Below are 22,048 nucleotides of genomic sequence, written 5' to 3' on the forward strand. Positions count from 1 at the left end.
AGAATATGCGCTCTCTATCAAGTCACATTGCGGTGATGTCCTCAAGACTAGCCCGTGGAGCCAAAATCAACATGTTTATCGTGGCCGGTGCCTCAGCGCATTCTTCTTTTAAGAAAACTCAACTATTATCACGATTATCGTCAATTAGTTCTGTTCAATCTTTTGATAGCCAATGGGTTTATCTGTTTGATCAAGCGCTCAGCGAGCAGCAACATCAGTCAGCTTTACAACTTCTAAACGATGGTGAATCTTTCGAGTTACGCCAAGCTGCTGAGGATGAAATTCAGATTTTAGTCACACCGCGTGTGGGAACAATTTCTCCGTGGTCATCTAAAGCAACAGATATTTTCAAAAACTGTAATCTTCCTGTTCATCATTTAGAACGCGGTCTTTTATATACCCTTAAAGGTGTATCGAATGTGTCTAACGAATTAAAGTTAGCGCTTCATGACCGCATGACAGAAAGCGTATTTAACGCTATCGAAGATGCTCAGGCGTTATTTGTTGAAACTGCGCCAAAACCTTTAAATTCAATTGACATTTTAGGTCAGGGCAAAGAAGCCTTGGTGAAAGCGAATCAAGAGTTCGGTTTTGCGTTGTCAGAGCAAGAAATTGATTATTTAACAGAAGCTTTCACAAAGCTCGGTCGTAACCCGCATGACATTGAATTAATGATGTTTGCTCAGGCGAACTCTGAGCACTGCCGTCATAAAATTTTTAATGCAGAATGGACAATTGATGGTGAAAAACAACCATTGTCTTTGTTCCAGATGATTAAAAATACGTATAAAGAGTCACCAGATGACGTGTTATCGGCATATAAAGATAACGCTTCGGTGATTGTGGGTTATGACACCATGCGTTTTTATCCAAAAGCGGATGAGCAAGGTCGCCACGTTTATAAATATAAGAGCCAAGCAGCTCATATTTTAATGAAAGTTGAAACCCATAACCATCCAACAGCAATTTCTCCATTTGCTGGTGCTGCAACTGGTTCGGGCGGTGAAATCCGTGACGAAGGTGCAACAGGTCGTGGTGGTAAGCCAAAAGCAGGTTTAACAGGCTTTACGGTTTCTAACTTGAACATTCCTGGTTTTGAACAACCTTGGGAAGACAACTACGGTAAACCATCTCGTATGGCATCGCCACTTCAAATCATGATTGAAGGCCCATTGGGTGGTGCAGCATTTAACAACGAATTTGGTCGTCCTGCGTTAAATGGTTATTTCCGTACCTTCGAACAAAATGTCAATGGTGATGTAAAAGGTTTCCATAAGCCAATTATGATTGCGGGTGGTTACGGTAACATTCGTCCTGACCATGTAGAAAAAGATGCGATTCAACCGGGTGACTTACTCATTGTGTTGGGTGGCCCTGCAATGCTGATTGGTCTTGGTGGTGGTGCTGCGTCTTCTGTAGATAGCGGTACAATGGGTGAAAGCCTTGATTTTGCTTCAGTACAACGTGAAAACCCAGAAATGGAACGCCGTTGTCAAGAAGTGATCGATACCTGCTGGCGCATGGAAGACAACAACCCAATCGTATCTGTACATGATGTGGGTGCGGGTGGTATTTCAAATGCTATGCCTGAATTGGTGAATGATCACGAATTGGGCGCACACCTAAACTTACGTAAGATTCCATCACTAGAGCCGGGTATGAGTCCGATGGAAATCTGGTCAAATGAAGCACAAGAGCGTTATGTACTTGCGATTCACCCAGATTCTCTTGCATTATTTGAATCAATTTGTGCTCGTGAACGCTGTCCGTTTGCTGTGTTGGGTGAAGCGACTGAAGCTCGTCATTTAACTGTTGAAGATCCATTGTTTGAAAACAGTGCAGTAGATATGCCAATGCAAGTCATGTTGGGTGGAACACCACGCATGCAGCGTTCATATGAAACAGTTGAACGTCAAGGCAATGAATTTGATGCATCAAAAGTGGATTTGAAAGATGCGATTTTCCGCGTATTGAAAAACCCTACAGTTGCGTCTAAGTCATTCTTAATCACCATTGGTGACCGTTCAATTACAGGTATGGTTGCACGTGACCAAATGGTAGGTCGCTGGCAAGTGCCAGTTGCCGATGCTGCGGTAACCACGACAAGCTTACAGGGCTTTACAGGTGAAGCAATGGCAATGGGTGAACGTCCACCAGTTGCATTGTTGAACCCTGCTGCATCTGCTCGTTTGGCAGTAGCCGAAGCATTAACCAATATTGCATCTGCAAATATTGAACAATTGGGTGACATTAAACTTTCTGCAAACTGGATGGCAGCAGCAGGGCAAAAAGGTGAAGACCAAGCCTTGTTTGAAGCTGTTCGTACAGTAGGTATGGAAATTTGTCCTGCACTTGGTATTGCAATTCCAGTGGGTAAAGACTCATTGTCAATGCGTACTACGTGGAATGACGAAGGCGAAGATAAATCTGTAACTTCACCAATGTCACTGATCATTACTGCTTTTGCGCCAGTGTTAGATGTTCGTAAAACATTAACACCTGAACTAAAAGCCATTGATGATTCTGTACTTGTACGTATTGATTTATCTAAAGGTCAATTCCGTTTAGGCGCATCGATCCTTGCTCAAGTTTATAAAGCAATTGGAACAATAGCTCCAGATGTTGACAGTTTTGAAGACGTAAAAGACTTCTTTGCACTGGTTCAGGACTGGAACAATCGTGGTCTGATTCAGGCGTATCATGACATCGGCGACGGTGGTTTATTGGCGACAGTTACAGAGATGATGTTTGCATCACGTCTAGGTGTTGCTCTTGAGCCACAAACCATTGACAGCTTATTTGCTGAAGAAATTGGTGCTGTGTTGCAAATCAAGGCATCTGACTGGAATGCTTTACAAGCTGAAGTGGCTGAGTCTCGCTTAAAAGATGCGATTCAAGTTGTAGGTACGGTAAACAATACTGACCAGTTAAGCGTGAATGGTTTAAGCCTTGCACGTGTAGCGTTACAACAAGCATGGACAGAAGTTTCACATCAAATCCAACGCTTACGTGACAATAACGAAACAGCAGATCAAGAGTTTGCTTTAATTGCAGATAACAACCACCAAGGTCTAATCGCAAAAGCAACGTATGATTTGAATGAAGCGATTGAAGTACCGTTCTTGAACTTGCGTCGTCCAAATATGGCAATCTTGCGTGAGCAAGGGGTAAATGGTCATATTGAAATGGCGGCTGCGTTTGATAAAGCAGGTTTCAATACTGTGGATGTTCACATGAGCGATTTACTTGCAGGTCGTATCTGTCTTGACGATTTTGAAGGTTTGGTGGCGTGTGGTGGATTCTCTTACGGTGACGTACTTGGCGCTGGTGGTGGCTGGGCGAAATCTGTGTTGTTTAATGGCAGACTACGTGACCAGTTTGAAACATTCTTCCAACGCGAAAATACTTTCAGCCTAGGGATTTGTAACGGTTGTCAAATGTTGTCACAACTTGCACCATTAATTCCTGGTGCAGAGCATTGGGGACGTTTCCATCGCAATACTTCAGAAGTATTTGAAGCACGTACAGTCAATGTTCGTGTTGAAAAATCAAACTCTGTATTGCTTGAAGGTATGGATGGTTCGATTTTACCAATCGCTGTGGCACATGGTGAAGGTCGTTTGGTTGCAACTGCTGAGCAAATCGCAACATTAAATGCAAATGACCAAGTGGTATTGCGTTATGTGGACAGCCAAGGTAATCCAACACAACACTATCCGTTAAACCCAAATGGTTCTCCAGAAGCGATTACAGGTTTAACCTCTCAGGATGGTCGTGCAACAGTGATGATGCCACACCCTGAACGTACATTCCGTGCCTTGCAACATTCTTGGAAACCTGAAGAATGGCAAGAAGACGGTGCTTGGTTACGTATGTTCCGTAATGCGCGTAAATTTATTGGTTAATTGAAAAATTGCCAATGAAATGCCACCTTCGGGTGGCATTTTTATGACTAAAATAAAGAGGAAATAGAACAATGCTCAAACTGATCTACTATGTTCCCGAAAGCCATCTTGAATCAACCAAGCAAGCAGTTTTTGCAGCAGGTGCAGGGGGAATTGGTAACTATGAACAATGTGCTTGGCAAGTCAAAGGGATTGGGCAGTTTAAGCCTGTCAAAGGGGCAAAGCCTTTTTTAGGGCAATTAGAACAACTTGAACAGATTGAAGAATGGCGTGTTGAAACCATTGTGCCCGAAACATATGCCAAGCAAGTAGCTCAGGCGCTTCAAGCAAGCCATCCTTATGAAGAGCCTGCTTTTGAATTTATTCAAATGGTGGATGTTTCGTATTAAAGCTATCAGGATGCCATCTTGTAATTTAATTTTTGATTGAGGGCTTAATGTTTGCTGAATTCTACTTTTGTTTTGGCAAAAGTAGGCAAAACCATTGTCATCAGTAAAACTCGGCAAAGTTCATCATTCAATTAAACTGATCGCAGAAATTTTACGATGCGATTTTCACCTTGCCTCGAACAGTTGCTGATGACTTTGGTGCGTATCAAATTGCTGCGAGTGGCTAATAATAAAGTGTTCGATTAAACCTTCTGAACAAATAGTTCACGTTCAAAACGAATTTGTGGCCAGAAAACACCATCCTTCGCACGTTCACCTGCACCAATCACCATAACAGGGTATTCTTCATCTTTAAGGTTTAAAAGTTTGCGGACATGCGATTCGTCAAAACCTTCCATCATGCAGCTATCAAAACCGTAAGCACGTAACGCCAAGACTAAATTTTCACAGGCGAGTGCTGTGCTTTTAACTGCCCATAATGTACGGTCAGCAGGGCTAAATGCTGTAATGGGTAACGGTGTAAATTTACGTGCAATACCAAAAGCCAGTTTTTTGGCATTACCAATACTATTTAAAATGCCTGTGCGGTAGTTATAGCCAATAAAACGATAATAGCTTTTCATGGCTTTAGGAACTTCGGGCAATGGGAATTGGCGTAAATTTTCAATGGCCATTTCATCAATGCGGTCGGTACGTGCAACACAAACAATCAGTTCTGAAGCGGTACGTGCAGCGAGTTGCCCCATGCAGGCTTTCACCAAGGCTGCTTTCTTCACTGGGGATTGAACTACATAAAACATCCACGGTTGTAAATTGGATGAATTGGGTGCAAGTAGGGCAAGGTCTAAACACTCATCTAAAATTTCCGCAGGAATAGGTGTAGATGTAAATTTACGTACAGAACGTCGGCTTTGTACTACTTTTTTAAACTGTGTAGCATCGATATCGGTGGGTGCAGGCTCGTAATAGCGTTGTTTCTGTTCTGTTTGGGGTAATTTAGAAGAGGTCATGATTTGCAACCAAAAGAAACTGTATCTGTCTAAGTCTAGCAGTTTATTAGGAAGGGAAATAAAAAAGTCCTGTACTTTATTGTGTAAAAAAGCAGGCATAGCGCCTGCTCCAATATGTGGAATTTTAGCCTGTAATATATGGCTAGAGTGTTGACAATGCTTAAGTGAATTGTGAAAAATCAGGTGCTCGTTTTTCTAAAAAGGCTTGTACTGCTTCACGGAGTTCAGGTGATTTGACACGTTGCATAAAAATCTCAGCTTCAATATCAATATTTTCTAAAATACTTGCCAGATCTTTTTTCATTAAAGCTTTACTGAGTTTTAAGGATGCAATAGGAAGTTGAGCAAGCTTTTGCGCGGTAGAGTCGGCATAACCATAGACATTACGGTCGCCTAAAGCCATTAAGTGATAAGGGGCACGGACATTATCTTCAGCAAAAACCTGATTGATTAATCCGTATTTTTCAGCAGTTTGAGCATCGAATTTTTCTGCGGTCAGTAGCAGTTCGGCTGCGCGATGGTAACCCAATTGTTCAACAAGCAATTTACTTGCTGCACCTTCAGGAGATAGCCCTAAACTGACAAAAGGAAGTTGAAAGATTGCAGACTCATCAGCATAGGCCAAATCTGCATGGAGTAAAATAGTCACACCAATGCCAATTGCAACACCTTTGACAGCGGCTATAAATGGTTTTGAAAATCGGGCAATTGCTTTGAGTAAAATAAAAGGCGGTTGATCACCTGCAAGCCCTTCGAGGGGCTGTTGTAACGACTCTAAAAAGTCCCGCATGTCGTTACCCGCAGTAAAGTCCTGTTCTGCGCCACGGAAAATAACAACTCGTACATCATCACTTGCATCGGCTTCATCCAATGCTTGTGCAATCCAGAGATAGAGTTCTTTATAAAGTGCATTTTTTGCAGAAGGGCGATCAATCGCCAAGGTCAACACACCTTTTTCTAAGGTTGCAAGTAGGTGTTGGTGTGGTTGATGAAGACAGTTTAGCATAGTCATAAATTGTTCCTTTTTTACAGTATTATCAGTGATTTTAAGTGTTTAACTTGTTATGCTTTTCAGTCTGTTTTTCACATGCTGACCACCAAACTATGACGGCTGTCATGGAATATCCTTATGTATCATTTTGATTATCTTGTTTTCATTGGTCGTTTTCAACCATTTCATTTAGCACATATGCAAACGCTTGAAATTGCATTACAACAAAGTCAAAAAGTCATTATTGCTTTGGGATCTGCCCAACCTGAGAGAAATCTAAAAAATCCATTTTTAGCACAGGAACGTGAGCAAATGATTCTGGCAAATTTTAGTGAACAAGACCAGAAACGGATTGAATTTGTGCATATTATCGATGTTTATGATGATCAAAAATGGGTGAAATTGGTGAAAGAAAAGGTGAATGAAAAGATTGAAGGTGAGGCGAAAGTCGGGTTAATAGGGCATTTTAAAGACGATTCGTCTTATTATTTAGCGTTGTTTCCTGAATGGTCGCTCTATTCATTAGAGAGTTTACAGGGATCAATTTCTGCAACGCCAATGCGTGAAGCATTTTATCGGGGAGAAATTCAAACACAATTTTTCCCTCAAGGTACGATTCAGTTCTTAACCGAGTTTCAGAAAACTCCTGTTTTTCATCAGCTACAAGCACAATATTTGCAAAATCAGGCAGAAGAATAAGGTAATCCAGCATTTAAGGCTAAAATGCTGGATGATGTTTAGATAGAGCCTGCTTGTAGGGCTTTGAGGTCCGCAAGCACTTGTTCGGCATGGCCTGCGGCTTTGACTTTACGGTATTCTTTCACCAATTTGCCTTGGTGGAAAATGAAAGTTGAGCGCTCTATGCCAAAAACCATTTTGCCATACATATTTTTTTCTTTAATGACATCAAAGTGTTTGCAGAGTACTTCTTCTTTGTCACTAATGAGTTCAATGGTCAGATTTTGTTTTGCAGTAAAGTTTTGATGTGCTTTGACAGAATCACGAGATACACCAATCACTTGAGTATTTAATTCAGCAAATTGTGCATTTAAACAAGTGAAGTCTACAGCTTGAACGGTGCAGCCTGGTGTTGAATCTTTAGGATAAAAATAAATCACCAACCAGTCGGATTGAATCTGGGTTAAATTAATTTCACCAGTTGTTGTTGGAAAGTTTGAATCTGGTAATTGAATGGATTTCATAAAAACCTCAGTAATAAAAAAACTAGCTACATGATGTAGCTAGTTTAATTTCAAATCATTGACAGAAAAAAGTCTAAGGACTTATTTCTTTTGTGCTTGCGCATTTTTCATTGCTTCTTCAGTCAATGTTTTTAATTTTGCTGTTAGCTGTGGGCCAAAACATGTCTGGATTGCTTTGTTTTGTTGTTGAACAAAACCTAAAGTGCTCGGGCTTTTCTTTTGGTTTACAGTGCTGATGATTTGCCATTCTTGTGCTTTAGTCAAACGACCTTCTGCATCTACTTGGCAAGTACAGAATTTGTCAGCTTCGGCTGCTGTTAATTTACCGCCTTTGCTTGCACCTTCTTTACAGTTGCTGATTAAAGTGCCACGTACATTGGTACTTTTTGATGGATCTTGTGCTGCATGTGAAGCTGTTGCTGTAAGCGCGACTGCACTAAAAACAGTAGAAAGTACAAGTTGAGAGTTTAAGAATTTCATATAATCTTACCTTTTTATTGCGGTATGTAGCGTGTGGGGTCTGCAACGCCTGCCTGCGCAAAACCTTCTTTGCGTAAACGACAGCTATCGCATTTACCACAAGCACGTCCTTGGTCATCTGCTTGGTAACAAGAGACTGTTTGACTGTAGTCTACACCATGTTCTAGACCGAGACGTATTATATTCCCTTTAGATAAATGTAACAGAGGTGTTTCAATTTTAAGTGGTTTTCCTTCAACACCTGCTTTGGTTGCCAAGCCTGCAAGATGAGCAAAGGCATCAATAAAGGCAGGGCGGCAGTCAGGATAACCTGAATAATCAACAGCATTGACCCCAATAACGATGGCTTCGGCTGAAAACACTTCGGCTGCGGCAAGCGCATAAGAAAGGAAAATGGTGTTACGTGCTGGAACATAAGTAACAGGAATACCTTCTTGTGCTTGCTCTGGAACAGCAATGGAATGGTCTGTAAGTGCCGAACCGCCCAAATTTGCCAAATCAATATTGATTACACGATGTTCAACACCAGCACGTTGTGTCAGTGCTTTTGCTGCATCAAGTTCAGTTGTTGAACGCTGACCATACATAAAGCTCAGTGCAATACATTCATAGCGGGCTTGAGCCCAAGCTAAACATGTTGTTGAGTCTAAACCACCTGAAAGTAATACAATGGCACGAGGGTGCATATTGATCTCCAAAATATTTGAATAATTTAACGACCAGTTTCATCCTGCCATAAAATTTTATGCAGTTGTAACTGGAAACGTACAGGTAAATGATCCTCTAAAATCCATTGTGCAAGATCACGTGCAAAATCGGGTAGACGAGCATTTCCTTTTTCGACGGCAAAAGCAGGGGAGAACCAAACGGTACTGACTTTTTTGTCGAGTTGATAAGTTTTAAGTTGTTGCTTAGACCATTCATAATCTTCTTTGTCACAGATGACAAATTTAATTTGATCATGCATGGTGAGTAAATCGAGATTGCTGAGCAAATTACGTGCCGACTCACCCGAAGCAGGGGTTTTTAAGTCGAGGACTTTAGAAACCCGTGGGTCTACTTTTGAGACATCTAATGCACCACTGGTTTCGAGAGAAACTTGAAAACCTTGCGCACATAACTGATCCAATAAGGGAATACAGTTTGGCTGAGCCAAGGGTTCGCCACCAGTCACACAAATATACGGTGTGTTAAAACTGCGTGCAGTTTCAATAATTTCTTCCAGTGATTGACGGGTTCCGCCTTCAAAGGAATAGGTGGTGTCGCAATAATGACAACGTAAAGGACAGCCTGTTAGGCGGATAAAAACTGTAGGTAATCCCGCTGTATTGGCTTCTCCTTGCAAAGAATAAAAAATTTCCGTTATGCGTAAGCCAGCAGCTGGATCTGTAACAGGAATCGAAAGAGAGCGAATCGGGGAACTCATAGTCAAATAACCGCAGTATGTTAAAAAGAAAAATCTCTACAACCATTAAGATTGTAGAGACGAGGAACGCTTCAAGTTCCGTGATGAAGCAGATTAGTCTTCGCGAAGTAATTCGTTCAGGCTTGTTTTAGCACGTGTTTTAGCGTCTACTTTTTTCACGATAATCGCAGCATATAAGCTGTAAGTTCCACATTTAGATGGTAGGCTACCTGAAACAACAACCGAACCTGCTGGAACACGACCATAGTGAATTTCACCAGTTTCACGGTCATAAATCTTGGTTGATTGACCAATGAATACGCCCATTGAAATTACTGAACCTTCTTCAACAATGACACCTTCAACAATTTCAGAACGTGCGCCAATGAAGCAGTTGTCTTCAATAATCGTTGGGCCTGCTTGTAAAGGTTCTAATACACCACCAATACCAACACCGCCAGAAAGGTGAACATTTTTACCAATTTGAGCGCATGAACCAACAGTTGCCCATGTATCTACCATCGTACCTTCATCTACATATGCACCAATGTTGACATAAGATGGCATCAATACAACATTTTTTGCTTGGAAGCTGCCACGACGTGCAACGGCAGGTGGTACAACACGTACACCCGCTTCTTTAAATTGAGCTTCAGTCCAGTTAGCAAATTTGGTGTCTACTTTGTCATAAAAACGTAGATCACTTGCTTCGATTGGATGGTTATCATTGAGTTTAAAAGATAAAAGAACAGCTTTTTTTAACCATTGATGAACAACCCATTCACCATCGATTTTTTCAGCAACACGTAACGAACCGTTATCTAAACCTTGAAGTGCTTGTTCAACAGCACTACGAACTTCAGCAGGACAGTCTGCCGCAGTAAAGTTAGCTCGGTTTTCAAAGGCTTGTTCAATGATTGTCGAAAGCTCTGACATGGACTTTTCCCAAATTTCACTCAAAAAATTAGTTCGATTTTACACGAAAAAAGCAGTAATGCATTTGAAAATTAGTAAAAGTTATCAATTCTCTATTCGTAAAACTGATAAAGAATATGAGGTGTTTGGGTATTGCTATAAATATGTTAACTTGTTTGTTGGTTAATTTTTATCAAGTCACTGTTTTTATTGAAATTGTTTAAGAAATAGTGTTGGTGAGCAGATAAGAACAATAGCAGAAGCTCACAAAAAGCGAGCAAATTTTGCATAAAACTCGTAAGAAAGATTGGTTTTTTGAAATTAAGATAGGAATCGTTCTGTATCCAGTATTTTATTTGACGAAAACTGTGCTTCAAGTCTTTTTATGCTTGCAATTGTAAGGAGAAATATCATGTATAGAATACGCAAACTATTGGTTTGTTCTGCTTTGGCAACTGTTGCAATTAATGCAATGGCAGATGAAGCAGTGATCAAAGAACCAGGGAATACCTATAAAACCTATTTACCAACATCTGTGCGGGTTGAAGGGGGAACCACGGGTTATGGTGGTGCATTTACATGGGATGTCAATCCGATTGTTGGTGTAACACTAGGCTATAACGGGGGCAATATTAACTGGCGCAATGACATTAAAAGCCACGGAACGAAATATAATTTAGATCAGGACAATAACAGTAATGTCTATTTAAATGCAGAAATTCATCCGTGGGGGCATAGCCAGAATATGTGGGCACAGTCTGCTTATATTGCAGGCGGGGTGGCGTATTTAGATAATGACTATAAATTAACCTCTAAGTCGGACAACGGTAATGTTACGGTAAATGACACCAAATATAATGTTACGGGTGATATCACGGGGAAAATGAAATATAAGAATGATATTGCACCGTATGTCGGTTTAGGTATTCGTCCAATGTTTAGTCAACACTGGGGAATGTTTGGTGAAGTCGGGGCATATTATTCAAATAACCCTTCAGTCAGTTTAACGTCCAATGCAACAGTGAACTCAGGCGGTTCACAAGCACAGTTTCAAAATGATTTGGCGGCTGAACAGAATAAAATCGCCAATGATGACAAGTATAAATGGTTACCCGTTGCCAAAGTGGGTGTGGTCTATAAGTTTTAAACCAGACGAAAAAAACGAGCCTCGGCTCGTTTTTTTATATCTCGAATTTAAGCATTTAGCGTAACTTTGCTAGCCAATTTCCGAGGGTCTGAACAATTTGTACTAAAATAATGAGTACAATCACGGTTAAAATAATCGCACTATTGTCAAAACGTTGGTAGCCATAAGAAATGGCTAAATCACCAATACCACCTGCACCTACAGCACCTGCCATTGCAGTTGCGCCAATCAAACTAATCGTGGCTGTGGTCATGTTCAAAATCAGAGAACTACGCGCTTCAGGAACGATAAATTTAAAAATAATTTGTGCAGGTGATGCTCCCATGGCTTGGGCAGATTCAATGATTCCTTCGTTGACTTCTAATAATGAAGTTTCAATTAAACGTCCCATATACGGGCCAACGTAAATGGTTAAAGGAACGATTGCCGCCCATGTTCCAATAGATGAACCGACTAACCACTGGGTAAAAGGAATTAAAGCAATCAATAAAATGATAAAGGGCAAAGAACGTAGCGCATTGACGATTGGATTTAACAAATGATAAATCGCACGGTTGGGCAAAATACCTTCTGGGCGAGTGACTAATAACGTAATCCCTTGAATGAGCCCCCAAATGCCACCAAAAATAAGCGAGAAGAACACCATCTGGAGAGTTTCTTGCATCGCATCGACAAATTGGTCAATTCCAAGTGAACTATGCCAAAATGATTGTGTCAAAATGGTTAAGCAATGAATAATCAAATCTCTCATTCGTGTACTCCTTCTTGACGCACTTCGACACCATGTTGTTTCAGATAGTCAATTGCCTGAGCAAGAACAGCGTCTTCCCCTAGAAGTTGCACAAACATTTGTCCAATAACCGTGCCATTAATTTCAGTCATATTGGCAAATAAGATATTTAAGCTCACATCAAACTGTTTGATCATGCTTTGAATGACAGGCTGTTGTGCTGACTTGCCCAAAAATTGCAGACAATAAATACTTTTTTCATGCTGATGTTCAAGCTGATTTAAAATATTGCGTGGAAGCTGTTGCTGAAGCACTGTTTGAATAAAGTTTTTGGTTGTTGGGTGTTGTGGATTACTAAAAATATCAATGGTTGAGCCGTACTCAATCACCTTGCCTGATTCCATCACTGCAACATAATCACAAACACTTTCAATCACATCCATCTCGTGTGTCACCATCACGATGGTAATATTTTGTTCTTTATTAATCTTTTTTAATAAAGCCAAAACAGATTTCGTTGTTTGAGGGTCTAATGCTGATGTTGCCTCATCACAAAGCAGAATTTTAGGGTGATTGGCAAGGGCACGTGCAATACCGACACGTTGCTTTTGACCACCTGAAAGTTCATCAGGATACGCATTTTTCTTATGGGCAAGATCAATAAATGAAAGAAGTTCATCTAAACGCGCTTGACGTTTTGCCTTACTCACACCCAGAAGTTTCATTGGCATTTCAATATTTTCAGCAACTGTTTTGGTTTCAAGCAAGTTGAAGTGCTGAAAAATCATACCAATATTGGCACGTTCCTGACGTAATGAACGTGCATCCAATGCAGTAAAGTCTTTTTGATTAATGACAATTTGTCCTTCACTTGGACGTTCAAGTAAATTAATCAAACGAATAAGGGTACTTTTACCTGCACCACTATAGCCAATAATGCCAAAAATACTCCCGTCAGGAATATCAAGGTTGATCTGATCGAGTGCCCGAATAGTCTGGCCCTTGAGCTGATAGTGTTTTGAAATGTTTTTAAATTGAATCATGTGGTCAAAAACTATGCTAAAAAGAAAAACAGGCAAAGAAACTTTGCCTGTTCGTTCACAGCTATTTTATTGTTTGTTTTCAGTAAAATAGCTGACTGGTTTGTTCACATCAATTTTTGTACCACCAAATTTTTCATCAATGAATTTCTTCACTGCTGCTGTATGGTACAACTCACCAAGTTTTTTCAGTGTAGGATCATTTTCACGACCTGCAGCTGTTGCAACAAGGTTGACATAAAGTTTAGTGGATTGATCTGCTGGTTCGTAGAATAAAGCATCTTTCAATACATTTAAACCACCTTCCATTGCAAGTGTGTTACCCAACACAATGGCATCTACATCAGTTTTAACACGTACAGCCGTTGCCATTGGGATTGGTTTAAGTTGTATATGTTTCGGGTTTTCTACAACATCATTGGTTGTACCCTGAATCGGGTTAAAACCTGCTTTTAACTTTAATAAGCCAGCAGTTTGCAGTAAAGATAAAGCACGGGCTTCATTTGCTGCATCATTCGGAATTGCAATGGTTGCATTATTTGGGAATTGATCAATCTTTTTGTATTTACTTGAGTAAATGCCCATTGGTTCAATATATGTTGTAGAAACAGCAGCAACTTTTGCTTTGCTTTCAGTATTGTATGCAACCATATAGTTATATGATTGGAAAGCATTGGCATCTACTTCTTTGTTTGCTGTCGCATTGTTCATGGCAACATAATCTGTAAAGTTTTTCACTTCAAGATCGATACCTGCTTTTTTTGTTTCAGGTAAAGTTGAAATAAATTTCCAAACATCTGTATCTGAACCAGTAGATGCAAGCACAACTTTTTGTAAACCCGCTTCAGTTTTTTGTTCTGACGCTGGTGCATCATGTTTGCTGCATCCTGCTGCAAGTAATACACTTGTACCTAATACAACACTCAATACTTTTTTCATGAGGTGGAGATCCTACCTAAACAATACAGCTCTATAATATATGAAGAGCAGATAATCCAAAGATGATTTAAATACAATCACATAACAACAAAGAGCAAAAGACAAAAGCTTCATTTAGGTTTTGTTCAAAGAAATTTGCATCTTTTACCGAATATGAAAACCACAGATGATTGCTGTGTGTTTTGAAGATCAAAAACGATTGAGCTAAATCAGTGCGGAAACGTTGTCCATCATATCAAGAAAATGAAGTGCAATACAGTAAAAGCATTTGGATTACTTATGAACAGCTCGCCCCAGTTCGATTTTCATATTGGTGTTGATGTAAGATACTGGCAGTATAAAGTTTTGTATTTATATGTCAAAACAATAAAAATCACAATGTATATGAGAAATAGTGAATTACAATCAACAGAAATAATCACAGCAGGTTGTTCTGTTTTAGCTATTGATATCGATAGGTATTTTCTAATATACAGGGTAGTAGGGTGTGAGGTTAAGTTCTTTAAGATAAAAAAATCAGCAGATATCTTGAATGAAAAATACTCTAATTTTAAATGGTTACTACTCAAGTTATTTTTAATTTGACATTAAAATCCAAAACAAAGTCGTCATATTTTTGCTTCGGATATTTTATTTTGGTTGATTAGAGCAGTTGTTTATAAAATGTTGAAAGGTATAAGAACCTAATCACAGTATTATCGCTAAAAAGTCTAAAGAAAAAATGCACCCCGAAGAGTGCATTGATCTTATTTTACGGCTTATGCTTTTTCACGGGCAATTGCGCGATAACCAATATCTGAACGGTATTGCATGCCTGTGAAGTTAACCTGTCCGCACACTTCTAGTGCACTGATTTGCGCTTCAAGTACGCTATCACCTAATGCAGTGACACATAACACACGACCACCAGAAGTGATGACATGCCCATCTTTAGAGATTGCTGTGCCTGCATGGAAGATTTTAGTGCCTTCAGGAGACTGGTCTAAACCTGAAATGACATCGCCTTTGCGTACAGTTTCTGGGTAACCTTCGGCTGCAAGTACGACACCAATCGATTTACGTTCGTCCCATTGTGCTTGTTCAGGTAAGTTGCCTGCAATACCTGCTTCAACTAAATCAACCAATGATGATTGTAGACGCATCATAATCGGTTGGGTTTCAGGGTCACCAAAACGGCAGTTGAATTCGATAACGCGAGGTTGACCTTGTTCATCGATCATCAAACCTGCGTAAAGGAAACCTGTGTAAACGTGTCCGTCAGCCGCCATACCTTCTACAGTTGGGCGCATAACTTCATTCATTACACGTTCAAAAACGTCAGCAGTCACCACTGGAGCAGGAGAGTAAGCCCCCATACCGCCTGTGTTTGGACCTTGGTCGCCTTCAAAAATACGTTTGTGGTCTTGTGAAGTTGCCATTGGTAAAATGTTTTTACCATCGATCATACAAATGAATGATGCTTCTTCGCCCGCAAGGAATTGCTCGATCACCACACGTGAACCTGCATCACCAAATTTGTTGCCTGCAAGCATATCTTCAACTGCTGCAAAGGCTTCGTCATTGGTCATCGCAACGATAACGCCTTTACCTGCTGCAAGACCATCGGCTTTAATCACGATTGGCGCACCATTTTGTTCGATATAAGCTTTTGCTGCATCGACTTCGGTGAAGACATCATAAAATGCGGTAGGAATGTTATGGCGTTTTAAGAAGTGCTTGGCAAAAGCTTTAGAGCCTTCAAGCTGTGCAGCATATTGGGTTGGTCCCCAAATTTTTAGACCAGCTTCACGTCCAGCATCGACAACACCATTGACTAACGGTGCTTCTGGCCCAACAACGATTAATGCAATTTGATTGTCTTTTGCAAACTGAATAATGGCAGGGTTGTCTAAAATGTTCAGTTCAACATTGACACATTTATGTTCTGTTGCTGTTCCTGCATTTCCTGGTGCAACGAAAACTTTGCTGACTTTTTCATCCTGAGCGATTTTCCATGCCAATGCATGCTCACGACCACCGCTACCCAAAACTAAAATATTCATCGGTTCATACTCCATGAATCGAAAAGTCACAAAGCCCTAAACTGAAACAGTCAGGACTTTGTGAAATGATTTAGAAAGTGTTCATTGTTTTCGTCAGATTAATGACGGAAATGGCGCATACCTGTAAACACCATCGCAATACCGGCTTCATCGGCAGCTGCAATTGTTTCTTCGTCGCGCATTGAACCACCCGGTTGGATAATACATTTAATGCCCGCTTTAGCTGCATTATCGATACCATCACGGAATGGGAAGAATGCGTCAGATGCCATAACCGCACCTTCAACAACCAAACCAGCATGTTCAGCTTTAATTGCCGCAATACGTGCTGAGTTAACACGGCTCATTTGACCTGCGCCTACACCAATGGTTTGGCGGTTTTTCGCATAAACAATTGCATTTGATTTTACATATTTTGCAACTTTCCATGCAAAAATAAGGTCATCAATTTCTTGTTCAGTTGGAGCGCGTTTTGTCACGACTTTAAGATCATCTTTAGTAATCATACCCAAGTCTTGATCTTGAACAAGTAAACCACCGTTTACACGTTTATAGTCGAGTTGTGGCGCGCGTGCATCAATGGCAGGTAATTCGCCACAAACTAAAACACGTACGTTTTTCTTCGCACCAGTGACTTCAAGTACGCCGTCAGCAATGCTTGGAGCAATAATCACTTCAACAAATTGACGTTCCACAATGGCTTGAGCAGTTGCAACATCTAACTCGCGGTTAAATGCAATGATGCCACCAAAAGCTGATTCTGGATCAGTCGCATATGCCAAGTCATAAGCAGCTTTAATGCCGTCTAAAGAAACAGCAACACCACAAGGATTCGCGTGTTTTACAATCACACATGCAGGTTTAACAAAAGATTTAACACATTCAAGTGCTGCATCGGTGTCTGCAATGTTGTTATAAGATAATTCTTTACCTTGTAACTGTTGTGCAGTAGAAACAGATGCTTCTTTTGCATTGGCTTCAACATAAAATGCAGCAGATTGGTGTGGGTTTTCACCGTAACGTAAATCTTGCGCTTTAATCAATTGAGTATTGAAAGTACGTGCAAACTTGTCTGCTTGACCTTCTTCTTTGCCTACACGAGCGCCTAAATAAGAAGCGATCATACCGTCATATTGTGCAGTATGTTCAAATGCTTTTACTGCTAAGTCAAAACGTGTTTCATAAGATAAAGCACCGTTTTGTTTTAACTCAGCAATCACAGCATCATAGTCAGAAGCATTGACGATGATCCCTACAGAAGCATGGTTTTTTGCCGCAGCACGAACCATTGTAGGGCCACCGATGTCGATATTTTCAATCGCATCAGCAAGTGAGCAGTTTGGTTTTGCAACGGTCGCTGCAAATGGATATAAGTTCACAATCACCAGATCAATCGGATCAATGTTGTGTTCTTGCATGACTGCTTCATCTAGACCGCGACGAGCCAAGATACCGCCATGAATTTTTGGATGTAATGTTTTTACACGACCGTCCATCATTTCAGGAAAGCCTGTGTGTTCAGAAACTTCAACAACAGCCACATTATTGTCTTTTAACAATTTGTATGTGCCGCCAGTTGATAAAATTTCTACCCCTAAAGCTGCCAAGTTTTGTGCAAACTCAACAATACCAGTTTTATCAGAAACAGAGATTAAAGCGCGTTTAATAGTCATGGTGTACAAGTTCTTCAGATTAAACAAATAGGCAAAAAAAATGCCCACGACAACGTGAGCATTTTATCATTTATTCACTCATTAAACCGTGAGCTTTTAACTTTTTACGTAAAGTACCACGGTTAAGTCCTAAAATTTCAGCAGCGCGAGTTTGGTTACCGCGAGTGTATTCTAGTACGACAGATAAAAGAGGTTTCTCCATTTCTGCTAGCACCATGTCATAAACCTGAGATGGTTGCTCACCTTGCAGTTGTGCAAAATAATGGCGAACTGCGCGATCCACATGGATGCGAAGAGCAACATCAGATTGTGCAGTAAAAATAGGAGATTTGCTATTCATGCGTTTTAATCCGAAATTAATCTATAACCACTTGGATAAAGTGGTTTGAGTTTATAAAAAGGTTAAAAAATGTTTGCTTTTATGGTTAAAAGACGAACATTAAAAATAAGTAGCTAGCTTGCCATAAACTTCTCGATCTGGCTAAAAAATAAGCGTAACAGTTGTTTAAAAATTGTTACAGCCCTAAAATCAAAATAAAAAAAGCCACTCAACGTGCAAAAAATATTTATGCACATCCGGTAGTCATTTAGTTATGGGATTTAGACGAGATGTTTGTGTAGCCAAGCTTTCGTGGCGCGTATCATACCATTGTCTTAGAAAAAGTGAGTAAATTTGCTGCAAAAAAATTACATTTTTTATCGTTTTTTTAGATTTTTATTTAAATTTGATTTGTTTTTTAGATTATTGCTCGGAAACTGGGTTTTTTATCTACGTTACATCACAAAAAAATATGATACAGCTCACCATTATAATCATAGGGTTATTTTTCTAGTCTATATAAAAGTTGAATCGACCAAAGATTAGGTACTGATAAGGCATGTGTGCAAGTTCATTATTGCTGTTGTTTTATGTTTGGTTCGATTTGATTAGGATAGAAGGAACAGTCAATGATCTGAGAAAGCGGAAACATTTTGACTTTAATGGTCAACAGTTTTTGTAATAAAAAATATTCTGGCATTCTTTTTGTTCGAGGATACAGCTTATATCGTGTATTTGATGAGGCATGTTTTGTAGGCTTTAAGGTCATCACTTATATATGAATGATCAATAGACGTTAAATTATTCTGGACGACAAAGAATAAAGAGATGGGGGGCCATCTCTTTATCTGGTATGTTCGATGAGATTAGTTGGTTTTGCGTTTACCTGAAATACGACACCAGTTTTCTTCACGTTTTTCGACTTCTAAAATGTCAAAGAACGCTTGATAAACTTCAGATACATCGTGTACTTGTTCTTCGATAACACCTGCTAAAGCGAATTCACCTGCGGGTTTCGTCAGTGTTGCAAATTCAGGTGCGAGTGCCATTAATGGGCCAGCCAGAATATTGGCAACAAGTACATCTGCTTGTTGGTTTTTAAATTCAGCATTGAATTCTTCAGGTAGACCGACATACAGACCATCGAGTACACCATTGAGTTCGGCATTTTGTTTTGTTGCAAGAATGGCTTGTGGGTCGATGTCTGTGGCATAGACTTTTTTAGCGCCTAATAAAAGTGCCGCTACACCCAAAATCCCAGAACCACAACCATAGTCGACAACAATTTTGTCTTTAAGGTCGGTTTTACCAAGCCACTGTAGGCAAAGGAAGGTACTGGCATGGTTGCCTGTTCCAAATGCCAAACCTGGATCAAGTTTGATATTTACAGCATCCGCTTCAGGTGGTTCTAACCATTCAGGCACAATCCAGAATTTGTCAGAAATTTCGATAGGTTCGTAATAATCCATCCATGAGCGTTCCCAAACCTGATCTTCAAGTTCATCTGAACGAATCGGTGCATCAGGAAGCTGGTTTTGCAAAAACTGCGTAAGGCTATCGGCATCAACTGGTTCTTCATCTGTTTGTTGGAAGATTCCCGTTACAATGACTTTATTCCAAAGTGGTGTCTCGCCTGGAAGTGGCTCAAGTAGGGCCTGATCTTCAGCATCATCTAAAGTTACGCTCACCGCACCTAACGATAAAAACAGGGTTTCGGCAAAATCAACTTGTGCTTGATCAACCGTAATATGTATTTGTAGCCACTTCACGTAGATATAACCTAAAAAATATTTTAACAGTATTGTACGAGATCAAATTGGCTTGGGAAAGTAACAAACAGGGAATTACAATGACAAAAATTCTGATACCTGTTGATGAGATATCAGAATTTTGACGAAAGTGAAGATTTAGGTATGACGTTGAGTCAGTTCTTTACGGCTAAAGCCTCGGGAAATAAGAATTTGAGTGATTCCTTTAATAACATCCTCATCCTGAGAATTTGCCAATGTTTGAAGTAATTGTTCATTGGTTTTGCATATGCCGTGGTTTGCGATCCATGCCACATGGTTTTTGTGGGCATTGCTTTGGGTCTGTGACGCGAATAATTTCTGCAAGAAACTCATAGAGCCTTCTTCTGTAATTAGACATAGCTCGAAATATAATTGAAAACTTAAAAAATACAAGATGACCATTATCGTCAGACAATGTGAAGATGAAGTAACGAGACGTGTCTTTCATGAAATTGTAATGAAATACAAGTAAATAAAATTGCAGGTTTTGTCGTATTTAGTTACAAATTTGAATAATTTAAGGCAGCTTAAAGTCTGTGTTTTTGGGATGAATGGCATTGTGAACGGTGTTTTTAGATTAAAAAAGTTAAAAAGATGGTTTTTTTATTTGGCACTTATTTTGCTTGAAGAACAATAAACTTGGACTAAATGGTCGAAAAAATCAATGTATCATCTTTATCCATCGCATAAGCCAGATGCAAAAACTGTGGTGTTAAGCTCAGGTTTAGGCGGACATGCTCATTTCTGGCAACCACAGATTGCACATTTACAGCAGGATTTTCATGTTTTTGTTTATAATCAGGCGGGCGTTTCGGCTGAAAGTGCTCAATTGCCTGACGATTATAAAGTAGAACATATGGCAGCGGAGTTATGGCAGTTACTACAACAAGCCAAAATTGAACAGTGCTATCTGATTGGGCATGCACTTGGTGCATTTATTGGTCTGGAGCTGGCCAAGTTAGCGCCACAATGTGTGGAAAAATTAATTTTGCTGAATGCATGGGATGCGCTCGATGCACATACTCAGCGGTGTTTCGAAACACGATTAAGTCTGCTGAACCATGCAGGTGTTGCAGCTTATGTTAAAGCACAGGCTTTATTTTTATATCCACCGCAATGGATTTCTGAGCATGGTCAGCAACTGGCAGTGCAAGAAGAAAAAATGATTGCACAGTTTGCCCCAATTGCAAATGTCAAAAAACGCCTTGATGCCTTGCGTTGTTATTTGCCTGATGCAACGGCAAAAACAATTCAGCAACCATGTTTGGTGATTAGTCAGCAGGATGATTTTTTAGTGCCGTGGCAACGTGGTTTGGCCTTATCTAGATTATTAGAAAATAGTGATTTTGAATTAATTCCGATGGGGGCGCATGCGGCAACAGTGACGCAAGCAACCTTGATGAACACATTAATGTCAGCATATTTATTAAATGAAAAGGAGCGTGGTGATGAATAGTTTAAATCTGTCTTTGCAAGAAGATATTTTAGCGCAGTTATTTACGGAAGCAAGAACACATAGCGCATGGCAAGATCGGGCTATACCGACATCGGTGTTACATCAAATTTATGATTTGTTAAAAATGGGACCAACATCTGCCAACTGTTTACCTGCTCGTTTTGTCTTTATTCAAAGCCCTGAAGCAAAAGAAAAATTAAAGCCAGCATTGTCATCGGGAAATGTTCAAAAAACCATGACAGCACCTGTGACAGTGCTTGTAGCTTATGATGAAGCCTTTTATGAAAAGTTACCGACATTATTTCCGCATGGTGATGCACGTTCATGGTTTACATCTAGCCCTGAACTCGCGCATGAAACTGCTTTTCGGAATGGTTCAATGCAGGCTGCATATCTGATTTTGGCATGTAGAAGTTTAGGGTTAGATACAGGGCCAATGTCTGGATTTAATGCGGCTTTGGTGGATGAGTTGTTTTTGGCAGGGACGACATGGAAATCGAATTTGTTGATTAATATGGGTTATGGCATTCCTGAAAAACTGCATAACCGATTGCCACGTTTGCCTTTTGATGAAGCATGCAGCGTTGTTTAATGTTTGCTTAGCATATGTAAGAC

General features: G+C 40.0%; 21 protein-coding genes. 6 read left to right on the forward strand and 15 right to left on the reverse strand.

What is annotated here, in order from left to right:
• The first annotated feature begins 71 nt into the window (after window positions 1-71).
• Together purL and ABDV70_RS07345 are read left to right on the forward strand one after the other, a co-directional pair.
• A complete protein-coding gene (gene purL, locus ABDV70_RS07340) occupies window positions 72-3,905 on the forward strand; it encodes a phosphoribosylformylglycinamidine synthase (protein WP_343596650.1) in 3,834 nt (1,277 codons plus the stop codon).
• Between the two features lie 71 nt (window positions 3,906-3,976).
• Entirely contained in the window at window positions 3,977-4,294 is a 318-nt protein-coding gene (locus ABDV70_RS07345) for an NGG1p interacting factor NIF3 (protein WP_343596651.1), read from the forward strand.
• A 242-nt stretch (window positions 4,295-4,536) separates the two neighbouring features.
• Here the strand turns inward: ABDV70_RS07345 and ABDV70_RS07350 are convergent, their stop codons facing one another.
• Both ABDV70_RS07350 and ABDV70_RS07355 read right to left on the reverse strand, forming a co-directional pair.
• Window positions 4,537-5,304, reverse strand: a complete 768-nt coding sequence (locus ABDV70_RS07350) for a nitroreductase family protein (RefSeq protein ID WP_343596653.1) — start codon at window positions 5,302-5,304, stop codon at window positions 4,537-4,539.
• A gap of 160 nt (window positions 5,305-5,464) precedes the next feature.
• Window positions 5,465-6,316: an enoyl-CoA hydratase gene (locus ABDV70_RS07355; protein WP_343596654.1), complete on the reverse strand. Its 852-nt coding sequence runs from the start codon at window positions 6,314-6,316 to the stop codon at window positions 5,465-5,467.
• Between the two features lie 117 nt (window positions 6,317-6,433).
• Here ABDV70_RS07355 and ABDV70_RS07360 point away from each other — a divergent pair, with 117 nt between their 5' ends.
• Window positions 6,434-6,994 carry a nicotinate-nicotinamide nucleotide adenylyltransferase gene (locus ABDV70_RS07360; protein ID WP_343596656.1) on the forward strand — a complete coding sequence of 187 codons (561 nt, stop codon included), beginning with the start codon at window positions 6,434-6,436 and terminating at the stop codon, window positions 6,992-6,994.
• A gap of 38 nt (window positions 6,995-7,032) precedes the next feature.
• Here the strand turns inward: ABDV70_RS07360 and ABDV70_RS07365 are convergent, their stop codons facing one another.
• The 5 genes from ABDV70_RS07365 to dapD all read right to left on the reverse strand — a co-directional run bounded on the left by ABDV70_RS07365 (window position 7,033) and on the right by dapD (window position 10,318).
• Window positions 7,033-7,497: a peroxiredoxin gene (locus tag ABDV70_RS07365; RefSeq protein ID WP_343596658.1), complete on the reverse strand. Its 465-nt coding sequence runs from the start codon at window positions 7,495-7,497 to the stop codon at window positions 7,033-7,035.
• An 81-nt stretch (window positions 7,498-7,578) separates the two neighbouring features.
• Window positions 7,579-7,977: a hypothetical protein gene (locus ABDV70_RS07370; RefSeq protein WP_343596659.1), complete on the reverse strand. Its 399-nt coding sequence runs from the start codon at window positions 7,975-7,977 to the stop codon at window positions 7,579-7,581.
• 14 nt (window positions 7,978-7,991) lie between these two features.
• The gene (gene queC, locus ABDV70_RS07375) at window positions 7,992-8,663 is read right to left on the reverse strand and encodes a 7-cyano-7-deazaguanine synthase QueC (protein WP_343596661.1); all 672 of its coding nucleotides are present in this window, start codon (window positions 8,661-8,663) and stop codon (window positions 7,992-7,994) included.
• Between the two features lie 26 nt (window positions 8,664-8,689).
• Entirely contained in the window at window positions 8,690-9,403 is a 714-nt protein-coding gene (gene queE, locus ABDV70_RS07380; RefSeq protein WP_343596663.1) for a 7-carboxy-7-deazaguanine synthase QueE, read from the reverse strand.
• A gap of 93 nt (window positions 9,404-9,496) precedes the next feature.
• The gene (gene dapD / locus ABDV70_RS07385) at window positions 9,497-10,318 is read right to left on the reverse strand and encodes a 2,3,4,5-tetrahydropyridine-2,6-dicarboxylate N-succinyltransferase (RefSeq protein ID WP_343596665.1); all 822 of its coding nucleotides are present in this window, start codon (window positions 10,316-10,318) and stop codon (window positions 9,497-9,499) included.
• 391 nt (window positions 10,319-10,709) lie between these two features.
• Between dapD and carO the strand changes: the two genes are divergently transcribed.
• Window positions 10,710-11,444, forward strand: coding sequence for an ornithine uptake porin CarO (gene carO / locus ABDV70_RS07390; RefSeq protein ID WP_343596667.1), 735 nt, complete (start codon window positions 10,710-10,712; stop codon window positions 11,442-11,444).
• Between the two features lie 55 nt (window positions 11,445-11,499).
• Here the strand turns inward: carO and ABDV70_RS07395 are convergent, their stop codons facing one another.
• The 8 genes from ABDV70_RS07395 to ABDV70_RS07430 form a co-directional block, all read right to left on the reverse strand.
• Window positions 11,500-12,195: a methionine ABC transporter permease gene (locus tag ABDV70_RS07395; protein ID WP_343596669.1), complete on the reverse strand. Its 696-nt coding sequence runs from the start codon at window positions 12,193-12,195 to the stop codon at window positions 11,500-11,502.
• Window positions 12,192-13,217: a methionine ABC transporter ATP-binding protein gene (locus ABDV70_RS07400; protein ID WP_343596670.1), complete on the reverse strand. Its 1,026-nt coding sequence runs from the start codon at window positions 13,215-13,217 to the stop codon at window positions 12,192-12,194. The genes ABDV70_RS07395 and ABDV70_RS07400 overlap by 4 nt, the downstream gene beginning before the upstream one ends.
• Before the next feature lie 66 nt (window positions 13,218-13,283).
• A complete protein-coding gene (locus tag ABDV70_RS07405) occupies window positions 13,284-14,153 on the reverse strand; it encodes a MetQ/NlpA family ABC transporter substrate-binding protein (RefSeq protein WP_343596672.1) in 870 nt (289 codons plus the stop codon).
• Window positions 14,154-14,911: 758 nt separating this feature from the next.
• Window positions 14,912-16,195, reverse strand: a complete 1,284-nt coding sequence (gene purD, locus ABDV70_RS07410) for a phosphoribosylamine--glycine ligase (RefSeq protein ID WP_343596673.1) — start codon at window positions 16,193-16,195, stop codon at window positions 14,912-14,914.
• Window positions 16,196-16,293: 98 nt separating this feature from the next.
• Entirely contained in the window at window positions 16,294-17,868 is a 1,575-nt protein-coding gene (gene purH, locus ABDV70_RS07415) for a bifunctional phosphoribosylaminoimidazolecarboxamide formyltransferase/IMP cyclohydrolase (protein WP_343596675.1), read from the reverse strand.
• A gap of 70 nt (window positions 17,869-17,938) precedes the next feature.
• On the reverse strand, window positions 17,939-18,208 hold the full coding sequence (fis, locus tag ABDV70_RS07420; RefSeq protein WP_001086304.1) for a DNA-binding transcriptional regulator Fis: 270 nt from the start codon (window positions 18,206-18,208) through the stop codon (window positions 17,939-17,941).
• Between the two features lie 845 nt (window positions 18,209-19,053).
• Window positions 19,054-19,956 carry a 50S ribosomal protein L11 methyltransferase gene (gene prmA, locus ABDV70_RS07425; protein WP_343596677.1) on the reverse strand — a complete coding sequence of 301 codons (903 nt, stop codon included), beginning with the start codon at window positions 19,954-19,956 and terminating at the stop codon, window positions 19,054-19,056.
• Window positions 19,957-20,094: 138 nt separating this feature from the next.
• Window positions 20,095-20,310 carry a hypothetical protein gene (locus ABDV70_RS07430; protein WP_343596679.1) on the reverse strand — a complete coding sequence of 72 codons (216 nt, stop codon included), beginning with the start codon at window positions 20,308-20,310 and terminating at the stop codon, window positions 20,095-20,097.
• Between the two features lie 331 nt (window positions 20,311-20,641).
• Here ABDV70_RS07430 and rutD point away from each other — a divergent pair, with 331 nt between their 5' ends.
• Window positions 20,642-21,433, forward strand: a complete 792-nt coding sequence (rutD, locus tag ABDV70_RS07435) for a pyrimidine utilization protein D (protein WP_343596681.1) — start codon at window positions 20,642-20,644, stop codon at window positions 21,431-21,433.
• Window positions 21,426-22,025 (forward strand): malonic semialdehyde reductase, encoded by a 600-nt coding sequence (locus ABDV70_RS07440; protein WP_343596683.1) that lies wholly within the window; start codon window positions 21,426-21,428, stop codon window positions 22,023-22,025. The genes rutD and ABDV70_RS07440 overlap by 8 nt, the downstream gene beginning before the upstream one ends.
• The last annotated feature ends 23 nt before the right edge of the window (window positions 22,026-22,048 follow it).

The sequence above is a fragment of the Acinetobacter sp. genome, from assembly GCF_039596015.1.
Taxonomy (GTDB): domain Bacteria; phylum Pseudomonadota; class Gammaproteobacteria; order Pseudomonadales; family Moraxellaceae; genus Acinetobacter.